Source organism: Stecheria intestinalis, assembly GCF_009696165.1.
Classification (GTDB): domain Bacteria; phylum Bacillota_I; class Bacilli_A; order Erysipelotrichales; family Erysipelotrichaceae; genus Bulleidia; species Bulleidia intestinalis.
On record NZ_VUMN01000033.1, the window covers coordinates 1 to 20,901 of the forward strand.

The 20,901-nt window shown below is 52.3% G+C and carries 20 protein-coding genes; 3 read left to right on the top strand and 17 right to left on the bottom strand.

Going from position 1 to position 20,901, the window contains the following annotated elements; all coding sequences use genetic code 11:
• Positions 1-204: 204 nt before the first annotated feature.
• Entirely contained in the window at positions 205-2,127 is a 1,923-nt protein-coding gene (locus tag FYJ51_RS11305; RefSeq protein WP_154505710.1) for a glycoside hydrolase family 3 protein, read from the bottom strand.
• Positions 2,128-2,310: 183 nt separating this feature from the next.
• Between FYJ51_RS11305 and FYJ51_RS11310 the strand changes: the two genes are divergently transcribed.
• Complete coding sequence (locus tag FYJ51_RS11310; RefSeq protein ID WP_105304123.1) at positions 2,311-3,177, top strand: helix-turn-helix transcriptional regulator; 867 nt, start codon at positions 2,311-2,313, stop codon at positions 3,175-3,177.
• A 46-nt stretch (positions 3,178-3,223) separates the two neighbouring features.
• On the opposite strand, the gene FYJ51_RS11315 is transcribed toward FYJ51_RS11310, so the two are convergent.
• Both FYJ51_RS11315 and FYJ51_RS11320 read right to left on the bottom strand, forming a co-directional pair.
• A complete protein-coding gene (locus tag FYJ51_RS11315; protein WP_154505712.1) occupies positions 3,224-4,483 on the bottom strand; it encodes an RNA-guided endonuclease InsQ/TnpB family protein in 1,260 nt (419 codons plus the stop codon).
• 198 nt (positions 4,484-4,681) lie between these two features.
• Positions 4,682-6,907, bottom strand: coding sequence for an FAD-binding protein (locus FYJ51_RS11320; RefSeq protein WP_154505714.1), 2,226 nt, complete (start codon positions 6,905-6,907; stop codon positions 4,682-4,684).
• Between the two features lie 74 nt (positions 6,908-6,981).
• Between FYJ51_RS11320 and FYJ51_RS11325 the strand changes: the two genes are divergently transcribed.
• Positions 6,982-7,701: a MerR family transcriptional regulator gene (locus FYJ51_RS11325; protein ID WP_154505716.1), complete on the top strand. Its 720-nt coding sequence runs from the start codon at positions 6,982-6,984 to the stop codon at positions 7,699-7,701.
• Here the strand turns inward: FYJ51_RS11325 and FYJ51_RS11330 are convergent.
• From FYJ51_RS11330 to FYJ51_RS11375, 10 genes are all read right to left on the bottom strand, one after another.
• Positions 7,686-7,955: a hypothetical protein gene (locus FYJ51_RS11330; RefSeq protein WP_105304126.1), complete on the bottom strand. Its 270-nt coding sequence runs from the start codon at positions 7,953-7,955 to the stop codon at positions 7,686-7,688. The genes FYJ51_RS11325 and FYJ51_RS11330 overlap by 16 nt on opposite strands.
• Before the next feature lie 2 nt (positions 7,956-7,957).
• Positions 7,958-8,590 carry a CpXC domain-containing protein gene (locus FYJ51_RS11335; RefSeq protein WP_154505718.1) on the bottom strand — a complete coding sequence of 211 codons (633 nt, stop codon included), beginning with the start codon at positions 8,588-8,590 and terminating at the stop codon, positions 7,958-7,960.
• 31 nt (positions 8,591-8,621) lie between these two features.
• Positions 8,622-9,566: a hypothetical protein gene (locus FYJ51_RS11340; RefSeq protein ID WP_154505720.1), complete on the bottom strand. Its 945-nt coding sequence runs from the start codon at positions 9,564-9,566 to the stop codon at positions 8,622-8,624.
• A 67-nt stretch (positions 9,567-9,633) separates the two neighbouring features.
• Positions 9,634-10,302 (bottom strand): CpXC domain-containing protein, encoded by a 669-nt coding sequence (locus FYJ51_RS11345; protein WP_154505722.1) that lies wholly within the window; start codon positions 10,300-10,302, stop codon positions 9,634-9,636.
• Positions 10,303-10,313: 11 nt separating this feature from the next.
• A complete protein-coding gene (locus FYJ51_RS11350; RefSeq protein ID WP_154505724.1) occupies positions 10,314-11,018 on the bottom strand; it encodes a CpXC domain-containing protein in 705 nt (234 codons plus the stop codon).
• Positions 11,011-12,264 (bottom strand): aminopeptidase P family protein, encoded by a 1,254-nt coding sequence (locus FYJ51_RS11355; RefSeq protein ID WP_154505726.1) that lies wholly within the window; start codon positions 12,262-12,264, stop codon positions 11,011-11,013. Before FYJ51_RS11355 ends, FYJ51_RS11350 begins: the two co-directional genes overlap by 8 nt.
• 49 nt (positions 12,265-12,313) lie before the next feature.
• Positions 12,314-12,739: a GNAT family N-acetyltransferase gene (locus FYJ51_RS11360; protein ID WP_105304132.1), complete on the bottom strand. Its 426-nt coding sequence runs from the start codon at positions 12,737-12,739 to the stop codon at positions 12,314-12,316.
• A gap of 367 nt (positions 12,740-13,106) precedes the next feature.
• Positions 13,107-14,381: an ArsB/NhaD family transporter gene (locus FYJ51_RS11365; RefSeq protein ID WP_154505728.1), complete on the bottom strand. Its 1,275-nt coding sequence runs from the start codon at positions 14,379-14,381 to the stop codon at positions 13,107-13,109.
• 272 nt (positions 14,382-14,653) lie between these two features.
• On the bottom strand, positions 14,654-15,127 hold the full coding sequence (locus FYJ51_RS11370; protein ID WP_154505730.1) for a hypothetical protein: 474 nt from the start codon (positions 15,125-15,127) through the stop codon (positions 14,654-14,656).
• A 96-nt stretch (positions 15,128-15,223) separates the two neighbouring features.
• The gene (locus tag FYJ51_RS11375) at positions 15,224-16,231 is read right to left on the bottom strand and encodes an SPFH domain-containing protein (protein WP_154505732.1); all 1,008 of its coding nucleotides are present in this window, start codon (positions 16,229-16,231) and stop codon (positions 15,224-15,226) included.
• 109 nt (positions 16,232-16,340) lie between these two features.
• Here FYJ51_RS11375 and FYJ51_RS11380 point away from each other — a divergent pair, with 109 nt between their 5' ends.
• Positions 16,341-16,694 carry a hypothetical protein gene (locus tag FYJ51_RS11380; protein WP_154505734.1) on the top strand — a complete coding sequence of 118 codons (354 nt, stop codon included), beginning with the start codon at positions 16,341-16,343 and terminating at the stop codon, positions 16,692-16,694.
• Between the two features lie 326 nt (positions 16,695-17,020).
• On the opposite strand, the gene glgB is transcribed toward FYJ51_RS11380, so the two are convergent.
• The 4 genes from glgB to FYJ51_RS11400 all read right to left on the bottom strand — a co-directional run bounded on the left by glgB (position 17,021) and on the right by FYJ51_RS11400 (position 20,891).
• Entirely contained in the window at positions 17,021-19,003 is a 1,983-nt protein-coding gene (glgB, locus tag FYJ51_RS11385) for a 1,4-alpha-glucan branching protein GlgB (protein ID WP_154505736.1), read from the bottom strand.
• Positions 19,004-19,135: 132 nt separating this feature from the next.
• A complete protein-coding gene (locus tag FYJ51_RS11390) occupies positions 19,136-19,699 on the bottom strand; it encodes a manganese efflux pump MntP (RefSeq protein ID WP_105304140.1) in 564 nt (187 codons plus the stop codon).
• 235 nt (positions 19,700-19,934) lie between these two features.
• Positions 19,935-20,300 (bottom strand): hypothetical protein, encoded by a 366-nt coding sequence (locus tag FYJ51_RS11395; protein ID WP_154505737.1) that lies wholly within the window; start codon positions 20,298-20,300, stop codon positions 19,935-19,937.
• A gap of 87 nt (positions 20,301-20,387) precedes the next feature.
• Positions 20,388-20,891 (bottom strand): hypothetical protein, encoded by a 504-nt coding sequence (locus tag FYJ51_RS11400; protein ID WP_154505738.1) that lies wholly within the window; start codon positions 20,889-20,891, stop codon positions 20,388-20,390.
• Positions 20,892-20,901: the final 10 nt, after the last annotated feature.

The following is a 20,901-nucleotide window of genomic DNA, read 5'->3' on the forward strand; positions in this document are numbered from 1 at the left end:
CACCAATCCCCAGAAAATCGATAATTATTTCTGAAATCCCTCAGATAAACCTTAACTGGGAAAACAGACAAAGTGGACAGAACCGCATAACAATCGCATTCTGTCCACTTTTGCTATAAAACTTGAGAATTCAGTGCCTACCTATAGTATCAGACCTCCGGAGGAATTGCAAGCAGCTTTGCAGAATGTTTTCCGTGAAAATTTTCACTCGGTCTGTCCTGCTCCTCGCTCATATGCTGGGGTATCCGTGAACTGCTTTCCATCCCGTTCCGGGATGGTTACCGGAAGTGTACCAGTCCCTTCTGCTTCTCCGAATAAGACATCCAGAGCAGCCGGAATATTCGGCCCGTAAGTTCCTTCCGGCTGATGATCTTCGTTCAGTGAAGACACTCCGGTCGGGTTATAGACCGCAGCGAGAATCGACGCATCCGGATAGCTGGAACAGTCGTACGGAACCCCGGCTGAGATGACTGCACATGGAATTCCTTTCTCCTTTGCAAGCTCCGTGATTTCCTGTACTGAAGGAATCATCGAAGATTCTTCCGGATCCAGCTGCGTGAGGTTGTCATACCAGCTTGTGATCACCACGAGGTCTGCATCTGAGACCGCCTGCTTCAGGGCGTTGAGATTTCTTCCGAAGTCATAATTCAGGAATACGGCTTCTCCTTCTGCATGTCCTTCCTGTTTCAGGCGGTACCACCCGTATTCCAGAGCATTGGTTTCGCTCTGCTGAGCACCGGCAAAGACGACTCTTTTTCCAGCCGGATCAAACGGAAGAGAATCTCTGCCGGCCAGGACTGTCACTGCGTCATCCGCAAGCTTCCGTTCCGTTTCATGATGATCTTCGCTGCCGACGATTTCCGCAGCGCGTTCTTTCTGCTGGTCTGCATCAATCGTGCTGTAATCCTGTTCCAGGATGCCGCGGGACTGCTTCAGCTTCAGAATGCGGAGCACCGATTCATCAATCTGCTCTTCGGAAATGGTTCCATCCTTCACCATCGCTTCCAGCGAGTCCAGATACTGATTCATCTGATCGATGGAATCCTTCCCGCTCATGGCGATCGGCATCAGCAGAATATCCGCCCCTGCCTGGATGGCAAGTCTTGCGGCATCATCTTTCGTGAAGTTCTGTGCGATCGCGTCCATCTGCAGGCTGTCGGTCGTGATGACGCCTTCATAGCCCATCGTTCCTCTCAGATAATCTGTCAGAATGGCATGCGAAAGCGATGCAGGAAGAACGATTTCCCTGCCGTCTTTCTGGCTGATGGCAGTTTCTCTTTCTTCTTCCGGAAACTGGATATGCGCACTCATCACCATCTCTATTCCGGAGTCAATGCCCATCCGGAACGGAACGAGTTCTGTCTTTTCCAGTTCGGCAAGGGAATTATCAACGGAAGGAAGACTGGTATGGGAGTCCTCCGACGTATCGCCATGGCCAGGGAAATGTTTCCAGCAGGCAATGATATTGTTCTGATTCAAGCCTTTCTGATAAGCAAGCGCATAAGTCCCGGCGGTTTCCGGATCCTCGCTGAAGGAACGAACGCCAATGACCGGATTGGCCGGATTGGAATTGACATCAGCATCCGGTGCGAAGTCGGTATTGATGCCTAAGACACTCAGCTCTTTGCCGATCACCTCTGCAGCCTGTTCTGCATGGTCCGGATTTCCGGAGGCAGCCAGTGCCATATTACCTGGCATGGAAGTTCCGTCTTTCAGGCGGCAGACGACGCCCCCTTCCTGATCGATGCCGATGAACATGCCATAGCCCCCGGATGCCTGATTGAGCTGCTGCATCGATAGAATCAGTCCGGCGGTTCCCGCTGCATCGCTGTAATTCTCAGAGAACAGAATCACGCCGCCGAAGTGATAGTCCTGAAACAGCTGGGCGGCTTCCTCATTCATCTCCGTGAAATCAGAACCGTTCCAGGTACGGACATCAATGATAATCATCTGCTCCAGTTTTTCCCGTAAGCTCATGGAGGAAAGGAGTTCGTCTTCCCGGGAAGCGGAGGCTTCTTCGGAAGGTAAGGAAGATGGCGAGGAGTTCCCGGAAGCAGCCGGAGCGCTGCAGCCATAGAGCGCCAGCATCGCCGCAAGCAGAATCCTTATAGAAATACGAAAGTTCATCCGTCTTCTTTCCTCCCGGAGATCATAGATTTCTTCAGATCTTTTTTCATTTTAGAACAGCTGAAAGCAGATGAACAACGCGTTTTCAGCACGTTCTTCAGAAATGGTGCAATTTTGCAGTACTCACGGTCAGTTTTCGCTTAAAATAATTGTGAGGTTTCTGAAACCTAGGGGGATTAATTCATGGCTGAATCAAGAAATGGTCTTGCGGAAGGCAGCCGCATCCTGCGATGCACTCCGGAAGAGTTCTCACAGGCTCTTCCTTTTTCCGTTTTCAAGGCCGCAGATTTCCACGCTGGCGAAGGCTTCGTACTGCAGTCTTTCCGGCGCAGCTGCCGGGTCGTGCTTTATTCGCTGAACGGAATCGGAAGAGTCCGGCAGGATTCTCTGGAATTCCTGCTGAAGAAGAACCAGGCTGTCATGATGGACATGAGCCAGCCGATCACGATCTCTTCCTTCGAGCATCCCTGGCATGTGCAGTGGATCATGATCACCGGCAGCGGCATGAAGGGATTAGCACCGATCCTTCAGAATAATTCGAAAGCTGCGGTCTGCGATCTTTCTGAATCACTCTGGGAGGAATCCTTCAGCAGTATCGTTGACAGCATGGAGAATCGGTCTACCGAGACCATTCTGAAAGCAAGTCTGGCGGCCGATCAGATTCTGACCGCGATGGCCGTGAACCAGATCCATCAGCTCGGCGAAAACAACCGGGAGCAGATGGAAGCGACGGCTGCCTATATCCGCACACATTACACGGAGAATCTGGATATGGACGACCTGCTGAAGCTCTCACGCATGTCACAGTCGTATTTCGTGAAGATGTTCCGCTATGTCAACGGAACGACTCCGTATAATTACCTGCTCAGCTGCCGCATCAGCAAAGCGAAGGAACTTCTGGAAATGACGGACGAACCGATTGCGCAGATCGCTTCGGAACTCGGGTTCCGGGATGTAAGTGCCTTCAGCACCCGCTTTGCCGGCATGACCGGAATGAGTCCGCTGAAATACCGCAAAATGCAGGCAATGAAGCGCAAGAGCTACGATTGACACTCCCACGGCTAAAGCACGTGGGATTCTTGAGAAGTCTGATTGCTTACGCAATCCTTATTCTCAAAGGGCTTGCCAACAGCCCGCTACACAGTCCCTCAAAGCTGAGGTTCTGCTTGCCTTTCTTTGCAATGTTGCACGCTCCGTTGATGTCCGCATTGACGAGCGTGTTTTCTTTGGTACGGTACAGTCCGCGTTTGATGCGTTTGCCGGAAAATGAACTGGTATACGGATGCTTTGCATCGTACACGGGAATCTCGTCACCGTCTAAGAACGATGCCTTTGACGTGTAGGATTCTTCCGTTTCGATGTACGCAATGCCGTATCGTTCGCACAGCGTTTTTAAGTACGTGCGAAGCTGGTCAAACGGGATCTGAACAAACTTCTGATTGTTCGCTTTCCCCATGTTGACAGCCCGTTTCTGATCAGCGTTGTGTCCGACAATGAGCGTGCCGATATCATTGGCAATGCAGTAATCAACGATATGGCGTGCAGCCTTGTGCATGTAGTCCGTCACTCGCCGGTTACGCTTGTCTGTGATGAGGCTCATACGGACTGTAAAGCCTTTTACGTTCTGATGGTCTTTGATCGATGCGTAGTGTGCAAGCTGCTTGTTGTACCACTGGTTGATTGATTTGAGCTTGCGTCCGTCAACGATGAAGGACGTCCCTGTGGTTGTTACACACGACGCAAGATTATCGAGACCGACATCAATGGCTAATACATTGTCCGCATTCAGATTCTGTGGCTCTTCTTCCTGTTCATAGCAGTATTGAATCTTCAGTGCCTTGCCATTCAGAACAGGCACGATGCGGGCTTCAGCGATGTGCTTTCCTGAAATTCGGTCAGGTACCGGAATGCGAATGGAATCCAGATCCGGATGCTGCTTTGAAAACGTACGACTCATCGGAACGATCAGATTACCGTTTCTGATGCTGATTGCGTTCGCTGACAGCACCAGCAGATACTTTCCGCCTTTCGTGCGATAGTGCGGAATACGCGCGTTCTTATCGTAGCTGCCGGACTTCTTTTTGCTCAGCAGCGCAAAGAAAGACCTGAAGGCATGATCGCACGTCCGTAATATCTGCTGAGAAATACCAGCCTGCAGCAGCTTGTAATTCTCGTTGTCTTTGCAAAGATGGTAGTTTTCTTCATACCGCAGATACTTGTTCGCTGCAAAAAAATGCTGGCGGATCTGATACAGCCCAACGTTGTACAGATTGTTCGCATACGAGCACATCTCAAGGATCGCTTCGTACTGGTCCTTCGGCAGATGCCGAATGTAGTTTGTCTGCGTCAGATACATGACGTCACCTCCTTTCTGCTTATATGATACGGGTACAGCGGCCTTTCTCCCCATGGCTGAAGCTCATGGGTTTTCCCGGCCGTTTTCTATAAGAACGGAAGGGACGGCATTCGCAGTGCAGTCCCTTTTCATATGAAAAAAGAGGCTGCTGCAGTCTCATGCATGCATGAGGGCAGCGCGCCTCTTTCAGGAAATGATTCAGTTAGCGGAACCAGCCGCCAGAGAAGCAGCAGCTTCGCCGGCGATCTTGCCGGAGACGAATGTCCAGGACTGAGCCTGTCCGCCCCAAGGAGAATAAGCTTCACCCTCTTTGTTGCAGACGCCTTCGCTGTCCTGACCGACTGCGAACAGATTCGTGATCGGAGTGCCGTCTTCCTTCAGGACATTCATGTTCACATCGACATCGAGACCGCCGACCGTGCCATAAGAATAGCCTGCGCATTCGAACAGATAATATGTCTGGTCTGCATCGCCGAGTGATGCGGTGAGCTTGTCAGCATCCATGCCGAGCTTTTCGGCAAGTTCTGCCGGAGTGCCGGACCATGCATTATTCGTTGCGATTGCCGCATCGACGATCGTGTCGAGGTCTTCAATCGGAGTTCCTGCTGCCGGAACGGTGCCGCCCTGATTCAGGCCGAAGATCGATACTGCTGCAGTCGTTTCCGAGAGGCCTTCGGTCTTCATCTTCTCAAGATCTTCTTCCGTATAGGCATTGTAGTAATGGAAACCCGGTGCATAGGCGATGCCGACGGTCAGGTCGCTATTCGTGGTGCCGGACTCATCCGTTGTGCCGAGAATTGCGCCGGTCTCATCGATCTCCTTGGCATCGGAAGTAGTAGCGATCGCGGAGAGAATTGCCTTCTGATCTGCGGTCAGCGTATCATCGCGGATGATGTTCGGAACCTGGGAGACGTGGATCATCGGCAGAGTGCCGAGTGCATACGTTGTGCCGCCAACGCTCTGACCCATCTGGATGCCGGTTCCCTTGTTCACGGTATCGCCGATCGTATGAACGGTGCTGCCGTATACTTCCTTCATCATGTCATCATTTCCGAGGAAGCCGCCGGTAGCGAGGATTACGGTTTTGCCATAGATCTCATAGGTGGTTCCATCGTAATACTGAGCACGGACACCGGTGACGTTTCCATTGTCATCCGTGATGAGCTCTGAGGCAGTAAGCTCGGTCATGTAGTCGTTCTTCTCGTTCATGGCCTTTGCCTTCTCAAGGGCATTGCGGAACTGATATGTATGATCCGGTCCGAATGCATACCACTTCGTATTGTTCTCGTCAGCAGTGTAGACGGTCCATTCCTTGTCCCAGTCGGTCCGCACGAAGCTGCCAAGCAGGCCATTCAAGCCATCGAAGCTGTAGTCGAAATTATCCATGTAATAGTCCAGTGCGGAACCGCTCTGGTAGACTGCTTCCTTGATGACGTCTGCCTTCTCATCAGTTCCTACATATTCGAGCCAGGTCTTGTATACATCGTCTTCATCGATGTAGTCTTCGCCATTGTTGTACTTCTCAGCAAGGTTCTTGGAATTGAGTGCCATCGGGCCGTAGACGGAAGCGGAGTTTCCGCCGATCTCGCCGGCTGCTTCGATGCCGAAGACTGAAGCGCCTGCCTTGGCTGCTGCTGCATAAGCCATGAGGCCGGATCCGCCGAGGCCGACGACGATGACGTCATAGCCGTCCTTGACGACCGTATCGGTCTTCTTCTCGACGGAAGTGCGCCATTCGGTATCATTGCCGCCGGCATCATTGATGGCAGCAGCGACGATGTTCTTGATTGCACCGGATGAAGTCGTAGCACCGGTGATGGAGTCGACATCGAGAGACTGTGCATCGATGATGCGCGGGATCAGCAGGCTCTCAGCAACCGAGAACCACTGCCCGGTTGCAGAGTCGGTTTCCTTGGTGATCTTGATGTCCGTGATCTTCTGATCCTGGATCGTGACATCGCCAGTCATCATGCCGGTGACGCCGAAGCTGGCGACCGTTTCCGTATAGGTGCCATCTTTCAGGCTGGTCTTTGCGGCAGTACTGGTATCTTCTCCCTTGGCCTGGGCAATGACGTCTGCCATAGCGGTCTTGACGGCATTGGAAGTCTCGGTAGCACCGGAAACCGCATCGATGTCAGCAGACTGTGCAGACATGATTTCGTTCTGCAGGTCCTCGACGGCGGCACCGCCGATGGACTCGGTTTCTCCGGATGCGTCAATCGTGACAGATTTGATGGCATCGGAGCTGAATTCTGCAGTGACGGTGACGTCGCTGCTGTGGCCGCTGGCACTGGCCGTGTAGGTTCCGGCCGTATAGAGGGCCGAAGCGCTGGCAGAAGCAGATGCTGCTGCGGATGAAGAACTGCATCCGGCCAGGGATACTGCCATTAAGGCCNAAAGCAAAGTGATCAGAGATTTTCTCATCTTTTCCTCCCTTGTGAGCTGATTCACGTTTATACTTTAAACGTTGGAACTGTTCCAAGGTCAAGGGGGGTACGATGAATATTCTTGAAGCAAGCAGAGCAACCGGGGTTTCTCGAGATATGATCCGGTTCTACGAGAAGAAAGGCATCCTTTCCCCGGCCCGGAATCCAGGCAATCACTATCGGGAATACGGGATGCACGAGATTCATCAGATCATTCTCGCCCGTCAGTACAACAGCATGGGCGTGGATCTCGATACGATTGCGAAGATGTTCCGCGAGCAGGATCTTCTGCAGGCAGAAACAGAACTGAGCCAGGGTATCGCACAGCTGCAGGAAGAAGCAGAATGGGCTGCCGAACGGCTGGAGAATGCAAAGCGGCTGCAGGCCCTGTTTCCACTTCTGAAACAAGAAAACATGCAGGAGATCTCCGAACGCCCTGCTTCGTGCTATCTGCCGGGAACGGGAAACAGTTCTTCTGCCGGTCTGCCGGTAGTCCGGCTTCATCTTGGAGAAACGTTCTTCCAGGATCTTGGAATCATCTGCTGGCGCTCACCCCGGAAGAATGAAAAAGCCGGCATTGCGCTGGCTCCGGGGATCTATCTGCGCAAGCTCGTCCGCCATTCCGCTTCTGAGCTCTTCAGCAGAAAAGAAGCAGAAGAGCTGAAAGAAGGATGCAGAAAGGACGGATGGGATATCGGTCCGGACTTCTTCATCTCGCAGGTGCTCTGCGGTCAGGGAGATGCTCATCCTGATCTGCTGTGCATTGAGGCTGCTGCTCAGCCTTCGCGGTAATAGCGGATCGAGGTTTCTTCCGGTTCGTTCAGTTCAAACGAGATATTGCGTTTCTGCCTGCTGCTTTCCCAGCTCATGGCATCTGCAGCGGTTTCATAGTCCGCAATCAGCGAAACGCGGTTTTTATCCGGATCGGCGCCGATCTCGCAGTGAGGGACTGACATGCATTCAGAGATCTGCCGCTCGATGCATTCCAGTGCATCGGAAAGATCAGTTCCTTCGCTCAGTTCATAAATCGTGATTACCCGGTACATGTTCATTCTCCTGTCTCTTCCAGTGATGCTGAGGCAAATGCGGCCCATGCCGCATTGACGATCACAGATGCTTTCATCTCTGCCGAAAGCTCCGGCAGCACTTCCTTTTCGATTCTCTGATACGTATTGCGGTCCATCGGAACGGAACCGGAAAAGCCTTCTTCCGTAAGCACTGCAAAGTGATATCCGCCTTCGGCCGGCATGAAGTACATGGTCTGGATCTTCAGATCAGGCTGTTCGTTCAGAATAGCTTCTTCCATCAGATGTTTTTCCAGTTCCACCGCCCGGTCATCGAGGCCTTCTTCAGCAATCAGGATCTTCTCCATCATCTCATTGGGATCGCTGACCCGGCGGATCAGATAGCCCGGATATTCCTGTTCTCTCGAAAGATCGGGATGATCCGGATCTTCCGGCAGATGGATGAGAAGCTTATGCTTCGGGTCTGCATAGACGCATTCATAGCGGATCAATGCCGAGAAGCCGCAATGGCTGCACGTGAACGAGAAGAGACTGCCATCCAGAATCCGTTCTTTCAGTTCCGGAGATTCTTCTGGATTGATCGCAGAGTATTCCGGGATCGTTTCCGTATGCCGGCATTTCGGGCAGGTAAAGGAAAATATCTTTTCACTGGTCATGGGTCAATTGTAGCAGAGAAGCGAAAAAGGATCAGCGATTTTCGCTGACCCAGGTCCATGCTTTATCGGTGGCGATCCATTTTCCTTCGCCGATCCGGATCCAGTCATAAGAGGGATCATCGTGATACACCTCATAGACCGGATATGTTTCCCCGGATGCAGTCTTTCCGAGAACGGACGCAGAAGCAGAATGATCAGAGCGGATCCGGATGCGCTCATGAACTGTGATCGTTCCGGGCGAAGCTGATGAAGAAGACTTGCTGTATTCGGTCGATTTCACCCATGTCCACGCTTTATCCGTGGCAATCCACTGGCCATCCGCGATGCGGATCCAGTCATAGGAAGAATCGCCATGATAGACTTCATAGACCGGATAGTTCTGACCAGGAGAAGCCTTTCCGATGATACCTGCAGAGACAGAATGAGCACTGCGGATATGAATTGCAGAAGAGCCGATGGTCACATATCCGCCTGCTCCGGAAACCTGCTTCGAAGTGCTGCCGGTCAGGTCTTCGAGCGTGCGGATCGAAGAAGGCTGATAGACACCCCAGCTGCCCTGGTCGGCAATCCACTGCCCGGTTCCGATCTGATACCACGTATAGCCGCCTGCTTCTTTCACCGCATAGATGGAATAGGTTTTCCCCTCCGATGCCTTGCCGAGTGATTTTTCAGAGACGGACGGACCAGAGCGGATGTTCAGACCGCTTACCGTGACTTTAAAGGTTCCGATGGAGGAAGCTTCATAGGAAGCGGATGCTACAGAAGCGGTCGGCGCGGGAGATGCAGAGGCTGTCGGCTCTGGCGTCGCGGACGCAGATGGAGATGGAGTCGGTTCCGGGGTTGAAGTCTGAACCGGGGCAGCCGTCGGTTTTTCAGATGGCGGCACGGAAACCGCCGGATCGCTCTTCTTTCCAGAACATCCTGCCATGGTCAGGCTGAGCACCAGCATCACGCTGGCTATGATTGTTTTCTTCATGAGGATTCCTCCCCTCTTCTATCTCTGATTCTAGCAGGGAAACCGGAAAGAGCCTCTTAATGATTGCTTAAGATTGAGAAGGCTTTGCGTAAGGGTCATAGCCCATTGCCGCAAATGCCCAGTCTTCATCGACTTCTCTCGTATGGCGCAGCTTTTCGGGAAGCTTCGGAATCGCATCGGAGAGGATGCCTTCATAGAGTTCTTCCGGCAGCTGCAATGCCTGGCCGAACCCGTCGTCAGTCTCAATGGAGAGCTGTGCTTCTTTCTGTCCGGCCAGGAAAGAATAGTAAAGATTCTTGACCTTCAGGCCGGGATACTGGTTCATGAGGCTCCCTTTCAGGATCACCTTGCATAGTTCAATGACATGATCATCGCGCTGCTGATCGAAGATCATGATCTTCTCCGCAAGCTGATTGGAATTGATCACCGTGCGGATTTCATAGTTCTTCAGAAGCTCTTCTTTCTCCTCCGGATCGAACTCCTCCAGGAATTCAGACACCGGATCTGCGCTCTCTTCGGAAGGATTGACGAGCTGAATCAGATAGCGATCCGTGCGGCTGATATAAGCCATCGGATAATAGATCGCATTCTCTGCATTGCAGGAAGGACATCTGGTCTGGAAGATCTCTGTGTGGAGCACTTCATTCTTCATCGTCTCATCGGCGATGCGGATGGCTGGCATCTCATGGATCTTTCCGCATTGATGACAGGCATACTGAATGATTTCTGTTTTCATCTTCTTCTCCTTCAGGATAAATCGATCACCGGTTCTTCCGGAAGCGGCGCCTGGCGGTTGGCTTCCAGGAATTCTGCCGCCCAGTTCTGATCGATGACCGGTTCGGTTTCCGGATTGTTCAGCAGAGAACCATAGCGGTCTTCCAGCATTGAGATTGCATTCTGCTTCAGCGGAACGAAGTCACTAGCGACATGATGGCCATCGACGATCATGAAGCCTTCGGCTTCCCGGCCATGGTCATCGCGAGCCAGGTTGTAGATCAGGCCGAGCACTTTCTTATGCGGTGCTTCTTTCTCCAGATCGCGAAGAACGGCACTCTTGGCGATTTCGACGATGCGGTCATCCGCATCGTATTCTTTCTCCAGCACTTTTTCCGCAAGCTGTTCCGGAGCCGATACCGCTCTCAGAAAATCATATTCGGAAGGTCTGGCGGCCATGACCTTGCGCAGATACGGAACGAAATCATCCCTGGAATTGTCTGTGCTGCCAAGCAGCACGAGTTCTTTCTTCAGATCATCCGTATAGATGCAGTCATAGGTCATATACTGCACTCTGCCGCAATGCGGGCATTCTGACTCAAACAGCTTTCCGGTGATGACCAGTTCTTTCAATTCCGGATCTGTTACCGCATTGACTTGCGTATAAAGTGTGATTTCATACTGTTCCGAGCAGTACGGGCAGGTGACTTTCTGACTGTCCTTTCTCGTTTCAATCATGATGTTCCCTCATATAGGCTTCGATCTCATCGATCTCTTTCGGAATGCCTGCTGAGAGAATCTCCACGCCAGTATCTGTCACGAGCAGCGTATCCTCAATGCGGATGCCCATGCCTTCATCATCAAAATAGAGTCCCGGTTCGAGCGTGAACATCATATCTTTTTCCAGCAGCAGATCATAGTCGCCGGCATCATGTGTGTCCAGGCCGATCGTATGGCCGCTGCCATGCATGTAGTACTTTGCGATTTCTTCTTCACGGGTAATCTTGCCGATGCGGATCAGTTCTTCGGCCATCACATGGCGGGAGAGGTTCTGCAGATCATCCTTGACGACGCCCGGCTTCGAAGCATCTTCCGCAGCTTTCAGTCCGAGCAGCACCGCATGATACAGCTGCTTCTGACGCTCTGTGAAACTGCCGTTCACCGGATAGGTACGGCTGACATCTGCGCAGTAATAGTTCCAGCGGGCCCCGAGATCGAACAGGATCAGGTCCCCGTCTTTCGTGACGGCATCATTGTCCATGTAATGCATGTGATTGGCATTGGCGCCTGCCGCAGCAATCGTCGTGAAAGCAGGGATCTTCACGCCATGGCTGCGAAGGACGAAGTCATAGTATGCTTCGATTTCATATTCCTTCATGCCCGGTTTCATGTGGGCAAGCATGTTCTTCACGCCAAGTTCCGTGATCTCCACTGCCTTGCGATGATCCTCGATTTCCTCCGGATACTTGATCGTCCTCTGCTTCGCAATGAATGGGAATGCATTATGCATGGAAAGATACGGATACTCCTGCAGCAGCTTTCCTGCTATCAGCTGAGCGGTATTCAGCGGTCTGGTCGCATCATAGCGGGATACATCGACGTACAGAGACTCGATATCGCCCCGGAACATCAGCCGGCTCAGCATCTCATCAAACGATTCACGCGGATACAGCCCGCTGATGCCAGTATCTTTCTTCACGGCTTCGGCATCGAAATGACGGTTCATCCATCTCTGTTCCATCGGCGTCGGAATATGCACGAACAGAAGTTCCCGGATGTTCTGATTCCGTTTCAGCATCACATAGATGGCATCCGGACTGTCGATGCCGGTCAGATAGAAGAAGTTCCGATTGACTTCAAAGGGAAATACATCATCACGGCTGGATTCCATCTCCTCTCCGCTGTGCGAGACAAACAGCGACTGATCAGGCAGCCATGCGGCAAGTTTCTGCCGGATTTCCCGGCGGGATTCGGTTTTCAGCATAAACAGAGTTCTCCTCTTGATTACAGTTTACCGCAATCCCGCTTTTTCTTCATTGCCAGGCGATCCGCATCAGGATCTCTTTCTTTGCTTCTCCTGTTCTCACAAAGCCGTATTCGGCATAGAACGGACACCGTTCCGGACTGCAGGTCAGATAGACACCTTCATACCGGCGGCTTCTTGCCTGTTCGATGACTTCCTTGATCAGCACTCCTTCTGCACCGAGTTTCTGCCAGCACGGATCAATCATGAGCTGGCGGATGCTGTGCCATTGTCCATAGATGTCTCCACCGGGGATGACCGGTGCCCCTTCGGCACAGCCGATCAGTCTTCCTTCCACCCGCATCAGCAGAAACTGCTCCGGGTGTTCCGACATCCTTGCCGGAAGCTGTCCGTATGGATCCCGGATGCCGCATCTTCGTTCCAGGATGCGAATCTCTGCGAGATCGCCCGGAACGGCCGTTCTTATTTCCATCATGTTCCGATTCTCCGGATTCCATTATGCGCGAAGAACGGAATCAGAAGGCTCCGGACTCCGGACAGCCGGGAGATTTGGTTCGAAGAAACACTCAGAGATGGTGAAAACCGTATTCACAGTTGTTCACGGAAAGTTCACATAAATGCCCGGATGTGTTCAGATTGATCGAGTAAGTTATAGGTGTTCCAAGAAAGGAGCTCTGAGGCAGGCGGACAACAAGCCGCATTCTGAAATGCATGAATCAAACACATTATCTTTTCCCCCCACAAACAAAAAAGATAATATCCGCGGAAGCGTCCTGTGCCAGCAGGGCGCTTTCTTCATATAAAAAGCACTCCGCCGAAAGCAGAGTGCGATGAATTGCAGATTATGCCCAGAACAGCCAGACGACCGCGGCTCCGCAGATTGCGGCAGTCAGCGTGAACGGAACGCCGATGCGCATGAAGTCTTTCGTGGAGACCTGATATCCCTTCTTCTGCAGGACGCCGATGCCGGCAATGTTTGCCGAAGCTCCGACCGGTGTCAGGTTGCCGCCGAGGGTAGCCCCGATCAGGAGACCGAAATAGAACAGATACGGATCGCTCATCCCCATCATGGAGGCAATGCCGCGTACGACCGGCAGCATCGTCGCGACATACGGAATGTTGTCGATGAATGCCGACAGCACCACCGATACACCGACGATGAGCACATACATGACCAGCTTGGAGCTGCCGCCGATCTTCAGGAAGAAGTCCGCAATCAGATCGATGACGCCTGCTTCCGTGATGCCGGCAATGACCATGAACAGGCCCGCCAGAAGAAGCAGCGTCTTGTAGTCCATCTCCTTCATGACCTTGTCAAGCGGAGCAGAAGAATGACGATGCAGGCATTCATAGAGGATGCCGACGAGGGCAACGCTGACGCAGATGATGCCGTTGGTCAGAGCCGGCTTATTCTGAAACTGCGAAGCGATGATCAGACCGCCGATCGTTGCCAGCATCAGGAAGGATGGCACATAGTCCGTGACTTTCGTGACCACTTCGGAATTCACCGGAGCTTTTTCTTTCCGGAACAGTCCGTACAGCACTACAAGCGAAGCGATGGCTCCGGTTTCGACTGCCAGGGCGATGCCCGGTCTTCCATTCATCACGAAGAAGTCATTGAAGGACATGCCTGCATACTGACCGAGCAGGATCGAAGTCGTATCGCCGACCAGCGTCGCTGCACCCTGCAGGTTCGAAGAAACTGAGATGGAGATGATCACCGGGACCGGATTGATCTTCAGCTTTTCCGCGACGGCAAGACCAACCGGCGCGACCATCAGGACGGTTGCGACATTGTCGACAAAGGCAGAGATGATCCCGGACAGCGCACTGAGTGCAATGACTGCCCAGCAGACATTCGAGGTATGCTTCAGCAGGGTTTCTGCCATTCTGGCCGGCATCCTGCTTTCGATGAACAGCGATACGGTTGCCATCGTGCCGCCGATCATCATGATGACATTCCAGTCGATATTCGCGATGGCATCTGCAGGGCTCACCATGCCGGTGATCATGAACAGAGCAGCAGTGCATAAGGCTATGAGATAGCGGTGATCCGGGAAGCGCAGCAGCAGCACATACATGGCCGCAAACATGGCCAGAGCGATCCAGACAGTCATAAAGTTCTCCTCCGATAAAAAAAGCAGGCTTGTGCCTGGCTCAGTGTTCCGTGATCTGACCCCATGCACAGCAGATTGCCATACATGAGTCTTACCGCTATGGAGGACCGGATCCCTTTTTCAAGGAATCGTGCTGACGGTCCTGCCCCGCTTTCACAAAGCGTCGGTTACTCCCTCAACGTACCAGAATGTTATACCTTCTTTCGTTTCCCGATGCAATGCGGAAAAATGCGGCAGATTGGGGAAAATGTAAAAAAGCAGGCATCCCTGCTTCAGTCTGCCTGCGGTACGAGGCCGGAATTCATCCGATGCGGTTTCGGAGCCCGCTGATGGCCGAGCAGGAACACCGATGTGACCGTAATCGTCAGTTCCTTATGCGCACTTGTCGGCCGGGAACGCAGATACGCTCTTCCTTCCAGCAGAACCCGGTCGCCTTCGCTGAGCTCAGCAACCTCATCGGCATGTTTCTCTCTGGCCGCAAAGCTGATGACATTGACCGTATCGAGTTCATCATGGGAATGATAGTACGTCTGACTGTCGGTTTCCCGGGCCAGGATGCCGATCTTGCGGTCCAGGCCATGGACGGTGATCTTGCCGAATGACATCTTCTGATCCTGTGAAGTGCCGATGTCACTGCGCAGATGAGGAACGCCCTCTGCCTCGATCGTGCCGACGACGCTGATGTGGTAGCAGACGACGTTTCCTTCTTTGTCACGGATAGATTCAAAAGCAAAAAAATCTTTCATGAAACAATTCCTTTCAGACTGGTGTTAAGTTCTTCTCAGTGATTTCATTATACCCGGTTCATGAAAACACCGGAAGTGGTTTCCGGTGTCAGAAATTCATTTTTTCAGGAATTCCGGCTCTGCATGAATGTCAGCAGGCTTCTCTGAAGATACGGCAGGTTCCTTTGCGGCATCCTTCAGCGTCTCGCCGACTGCCGAAGCCAGCGCGCCGGCCTGGGCAAGATCGGAAGGCAGGAAGATCTTCGTCGCCTTGCCGTCCGCAACCTTTTCCAAGGCACTCAGCGTTCTCAGCCGGATGACTGCTTCATCAGCCCCTGCTTCCTTCAGCATCCGGATGCCATCCGCCTCTGCCTGCTTGACCTGGCGAATCGCTTCTGCCTGGCCAGCCGCTTTGTCGATCAGAGCCTGTTTCTCTGCTTCTGCTTCGAGGATCTTCTTCTGCTTGTCGGCTTCCGCATCGAGGATCAGAGCTTCCTTGTGGCCTTCTGCCTTCAGGATATCGGACTGCTTATGACCCTCTGCTTCCAGGATCTCGGCCCGCTTGTTGCGCTCTGCCGTGACCTGCTTCTCCATGGCGATGCGGACATCATTATTCGGGGTAAGACTCTTGATTTCGACTCTGCGGACCAGGACACCCCAGTCGTCCGTTGCCTTGTCGAGCACTTCGCGCATCGAGTCGTTGATCCGCTCACGGCTCGTCAGAGCTTCATCGAGCGTCATCTCGCCGACCACATTTCTCAGAGTGGTTGCGGCAAGAAGCTCAATGGCGGTTTCCGGGTTCGTGACTCCATACGCATACTTGCGCGGATTGTCATCGGTATCCCGGACTTTGTAGAAGACCACGGAATCGACCTTCAGCATGACGTTGTCCTTCGTGATTGCTTCAATTGCCGCAAAGTCTCCGACCTGCTCCTTGACGTTGACTTTCTTTGCAATGCGCTCAACGATCGGTTTGCGGATATGCAGGCCAGGCCCCCAGGTTGCCTCATACTTGCCAAGGAATTCAATGACATAGGCAAACCCCTGCGGAACAATGACCAGAAGCGAGATAACCAGCAGAATAATCAGAATGATGATGACCAGGAATACGATGAACGAACCCATCGGGGGATTCCTCCTCTCTTCTGGTTTCATTCTAGCATACAATCGTTTTTTTCTGACGGTCAGGACATTGTTCCTGCACGGATCGTCCGGGTGTGCTAGACTAACAGACATGGCAGCTACTCGTAAAACATCTTCTGCAAAAACCAGGACACGCAGCACGTCTTCCCGGAAAAAGAACACCTGCCGGGTCGGCGCGGAAAACGGAGACTCGCTCGACTACCGTCCGGGTTCTTCTTCATACCGGTCGATTCATTCTTCTCGTTCCAGCTATGATTTCCGGAGCGAAACGGATTCAGAGGAATACTACTATGACGAGACTCTGAAGAAGCGTCCTGCCGTCAAGCATACTGTCCATCATTCAAAGCCTTCCTTTCTGGCTTCCAGCGGGATGCTGGTCTTCCTTCTGATCCTGATCATCGTCTATGTGGTCGTAGCCATGAGGGTCTGGAATCTGCTGCACTGACATCAGAACTCCTATCATGCTCGGATTCTTCTGAACAGAAAATCTATTGCTTTGCTTCCCGGAACCCATTCTTGCTGGCGCATGGCGGACCAGTAATCCTCTGCGTTTCAGCTGTGCAATCATCCATTCCACCTGCCGTTTTTTTAAAGTCCAAGTGTCAGGGTGAATGCCTCTGTCATCAGCGAGCCATCCTGCTTCAGCAGAAGAAGCAGTTTTTCTTCTGCCGAGTATTCATTTATACCGACATGTCTGCCAGTGCTCCTGCAGAGTGCTTTCTTTGTGTTTCCCAATAGAAAGGCTCTGCATATTCACAGAGCCTGGAGAATCTATTTCTTTGCGGGCGATTTCGCGGCAGCTTCTGGCTTCGTCTCATTGAAGCGGAAGACGGCGCAGCCATAAGCAGGCAGCGGATAGCTGATATGGAATGGCTGACCATCGCATTCACCTGCCGAAGCAGTATAGGCCGTCTTCTTTCCGGACTTGGAATCCACTGCTCCATCCTGGTCGAAGATCAGAGTATATCTGCCCTTCTGCGGTGCTCCGACCATATAGTCGCTGCGTTCCATCGGAGTGAAGTTGATCACGAACAGCAGAGAATTCTTTCCGTCTGAAGCACGGCGGATAAACGAGAAGATGCTGCGGTCAGCATCATCCGCATTGATCCAGCGGAAGCCTTCCCACGAATCATCCAGTTCATACATAGCGGGATATTTCCGGTACATGTGCAGCAGGTCTCTCATGAATAAGAGTACGCCGCGATTGAGTGGTTCATCGCACAGTTCCCAGCTGAGCTGCGTCTTCTCATCCCATTCATGGTACTGAGCAAAATCCTGGCCCATGAACAGAAGCTTCTTGCCGGCATGGCCGAACATGAACAGGTATCCGCACTTCAGATTGCGGAACTTGTCCTCCGGATAACCAGGCATCTTCTCGATCATCGAGCACTTCAGATGAACGACTTCATCATGCGAGATCACAAGAATGAATTTCTCGCTCGTCGCATAGCTCATGCCGAATGTCATCTTGTTGTGATTATTCTTGCGGAACAGCGGATCGAGCTTCATGTAATCCAGGAAGTCATGCATCCAGCCCATGTTCCACTTGTACGTGAAACCAAGGCCGTCTTCTTCCGGCGCAGCCGTGATCTTCGGCCAGGCAGTGGACTCTTCGGCAATGATGATCGTGCCGTCGCTGCGGCGGCGGATCAGAGAGTTCAGATGCTTGAAGAACTCAATCGCATCCAGATTACCGTTGCCGCCATAGCGGTTCGGAACCCATTCGCCCTGCTTTCTGCCGTAGTCGAGATAAAGCATCGAGGCAACCGCATCCACGCGCAGTCCGTCGATATGATATTCGTCATACCAGAACAGCGCATTGCCGATCAGGAAGTTCTTCACTTCATTCTTCGAATAATCAAAGATCTTCGTGCCCCAGTCCGGGTGCTCGCCCATGCGGGGATCGGCATATTCATACGTCGGCGTACCATCGAAATCCGCGAGGCCGAACGCATCTTTCGGAAAATGCGCAGGCACCCAGTCCAGAATCACGCCGATGCCATGCTGGTGCAAATAGTCGACCAGATACTTGAAGCCCAGCGGAGAGCCGTAACGGCTGGTCGGCGCATAGTATCCGGTTACCTGATAGCCCCAGGAGCCATCGAACGGATGTTCGGCAATTCCCATGAGCTCCACATGCGTATAGCCCATCCAGCCGCAGTATTCCACGAGCTGTTCTGCATATTCTTCATAAGAGAGAAAGCCGTTCTCATCAGACGGATCCTTCTTCTTCCAGCTGCCAAGGTGGCATTCATAGATGGCCAGCGGATTGCGGAACGTATTCTTCTCTGCCCTTTCTTTCATCCAGGCAGCGTCGTTCCACTGATAGCTGTCGATATCCACGGTGCGGCTGGCATTGCCAGGCCTCAATTCCGCAGCGAATGCATACGGATCTGCCTTGTACAGAATGTCTCCGGTCTTTGTCTCAATGGCATACTTGTATAATTCGCCGAAGCCCATGCCCTCGACAAATCCTTCGAAGATTCCCGAGCTTTCCTGAGGAGTCAGCGGATCTTCGCCAGGGGTCCAGCGGTTGCGGTCGGATACCACGGAAACAGCTGCCGCATGCGGCGCCCACACTGCAAAGTGCATGCCTTTCTTTCCATTGACTTCAGCCTGATGAGTACCCATCTTGCGATAGATGGCATAATCTCTGCCCGCGCCGAACAGATAACGGTCGAATGAAGTGAGAAAAACGGAATTGTTTGCTTCTGTGTCCGGAGAAGCTGCCTTCTTGATCTTCTGCTTAGCCATGATCTTTCCTCTTTATTTTCTGCGGATGGTTCACTGCTTTCCTGCAGTCTTTTTCTAGGAGTGATTATACCATGTCATGGGCAGAAACAGACGACGCGTCAGAAATCTAGGCTCATTTTTGTGACAGAATGGTCAGTGTGTCATGAAAATCTCAAGTCCGATCGAGATCAGGATGACGCCGCCGAAGATTGACGCCCTGCCAGCCAGCTTCATCCCGAACTTCTTGCCGAGAATCAGGCCGCCGATACAGATGAAAAATGTCACGATCGCAATGATCAGGGAACTCGCAAACGCCTGGAAGGCAGTGTATTCCGCGATGGTGAACCCGACGGACAGCGCATCGATGCTCGTTGCCACGCCCTGCATAAACAGCGTCCCGCTTCCGACTTCCGCCTGATCTGAAGAAGGACGCAGGCCCTCTATGATCATCTTGCCGCCGAGATACGACAGCAGAATCAGGGCAATCCATGGAATATATGCCTCAAAGGCATGGAAGTACTGCGCAATTGAATGGACGCAGAACCAGCCGATCATCGGCATCAGAAACTGGAAGAATGCGAAGGTTCCTGCAATCATGCACATCCGCTTCTGCTTCATGCCGGCTTCATTCAGCCCGTTGGCCAGAGATACCGAGAACGCATCCATCGCAAGTCCGACGCCCAGCATGATACTGCTGACAATCATCTCACCATTCATATTCCTTCACCTCAGAAAATAAAAAGCATGACCGCCGTCATACCTGTGTTCCTGAACTGAAGACGGAGCCCATGTACGCGCACTGGCGGTACATGAGTCTCGCTTGTTTAAAGCAAGCCAGGTCCGGATCGGACCAGTATGTTGACTTGCTGCGCAATGCGCCAGCTACTCCCTCACGATGCTGATAATTTATCGGAACTGGTCTGGGTTAGTCAAGGAAAACAAAGAGAATGTCTCAGCTGAGACATTCTCTGAAATTGGTATCAGGAGAAAGGCGGTTCATCAGATTCAGAAGACTGGAGAAACTTTCGGGACACGAATCTTTACCGGAGATTCTGGCATGATGCGTTCCATCCTGGTATTCCAGGAGCCAGGAGGAATGAATGGAATTCGTTCCCAGATACTGCTGCTTCCATTCGGTAATATTCAGTTTTTCCAGGTCCTTCACCCATTCCTGCGGATGATCGACGATGCCGCCATCCAGACCATCTGTCCAGAAGGTCTGATAGTGCAGTCCGTCATTTCTCAGTTCCGCATGAAGCTCCTTTACCCCATACCCCGGATTTTTCATGATCCGGAATTCAAGACTCTGAAATGTCATACGCGTATGCCCCGTTTCAAGAATGATTTGTGTGCGGCTGCCGTGTGTCCATCACGGAAGCCATTCGATCAGAGGAATGTTCAGTCTTTACCAGGCCTGCACCCAATAGGAAACGGTATTCGTGCCGTCCGCATTGCAGGTCTTCATCCAGAGCGAAGAATCTCCGTACCATGCGTCTCTTCCATCCGGGAGATAAGTTGTCCCGTCAGACCAGTAAGCGTTGCTGTAGTAGCTGATGCATACATAGGTTGCTGATCCGCCCCAGCCATCTGCGATGGTAACAGTGGAACCCACTCCCATCGAACGGATGACGGAGAATCCCTGGTATGCATGATCAGCAATCAGCGTGGAACCACCCCATGATTCCTCAACTGCTGAATCCCATGCATCTGTCACTGCCTGAACGGTATAGGCGTCATAAGGGTCTGCCCAGTTCAGCGCAACGCTGTAGCCATTGCTGAAATAGAGTCTGCCGCCGGAACCCATAGCATCTTCTGCCTTGACCTCAGACGCCGGTACGGCTGCTGATAATGCGAATGTAAGTGCCGCTGCAGAAACTGCTGCGCTGATTCTTCTGAAGATCTGTTTCATAACTGCTTTC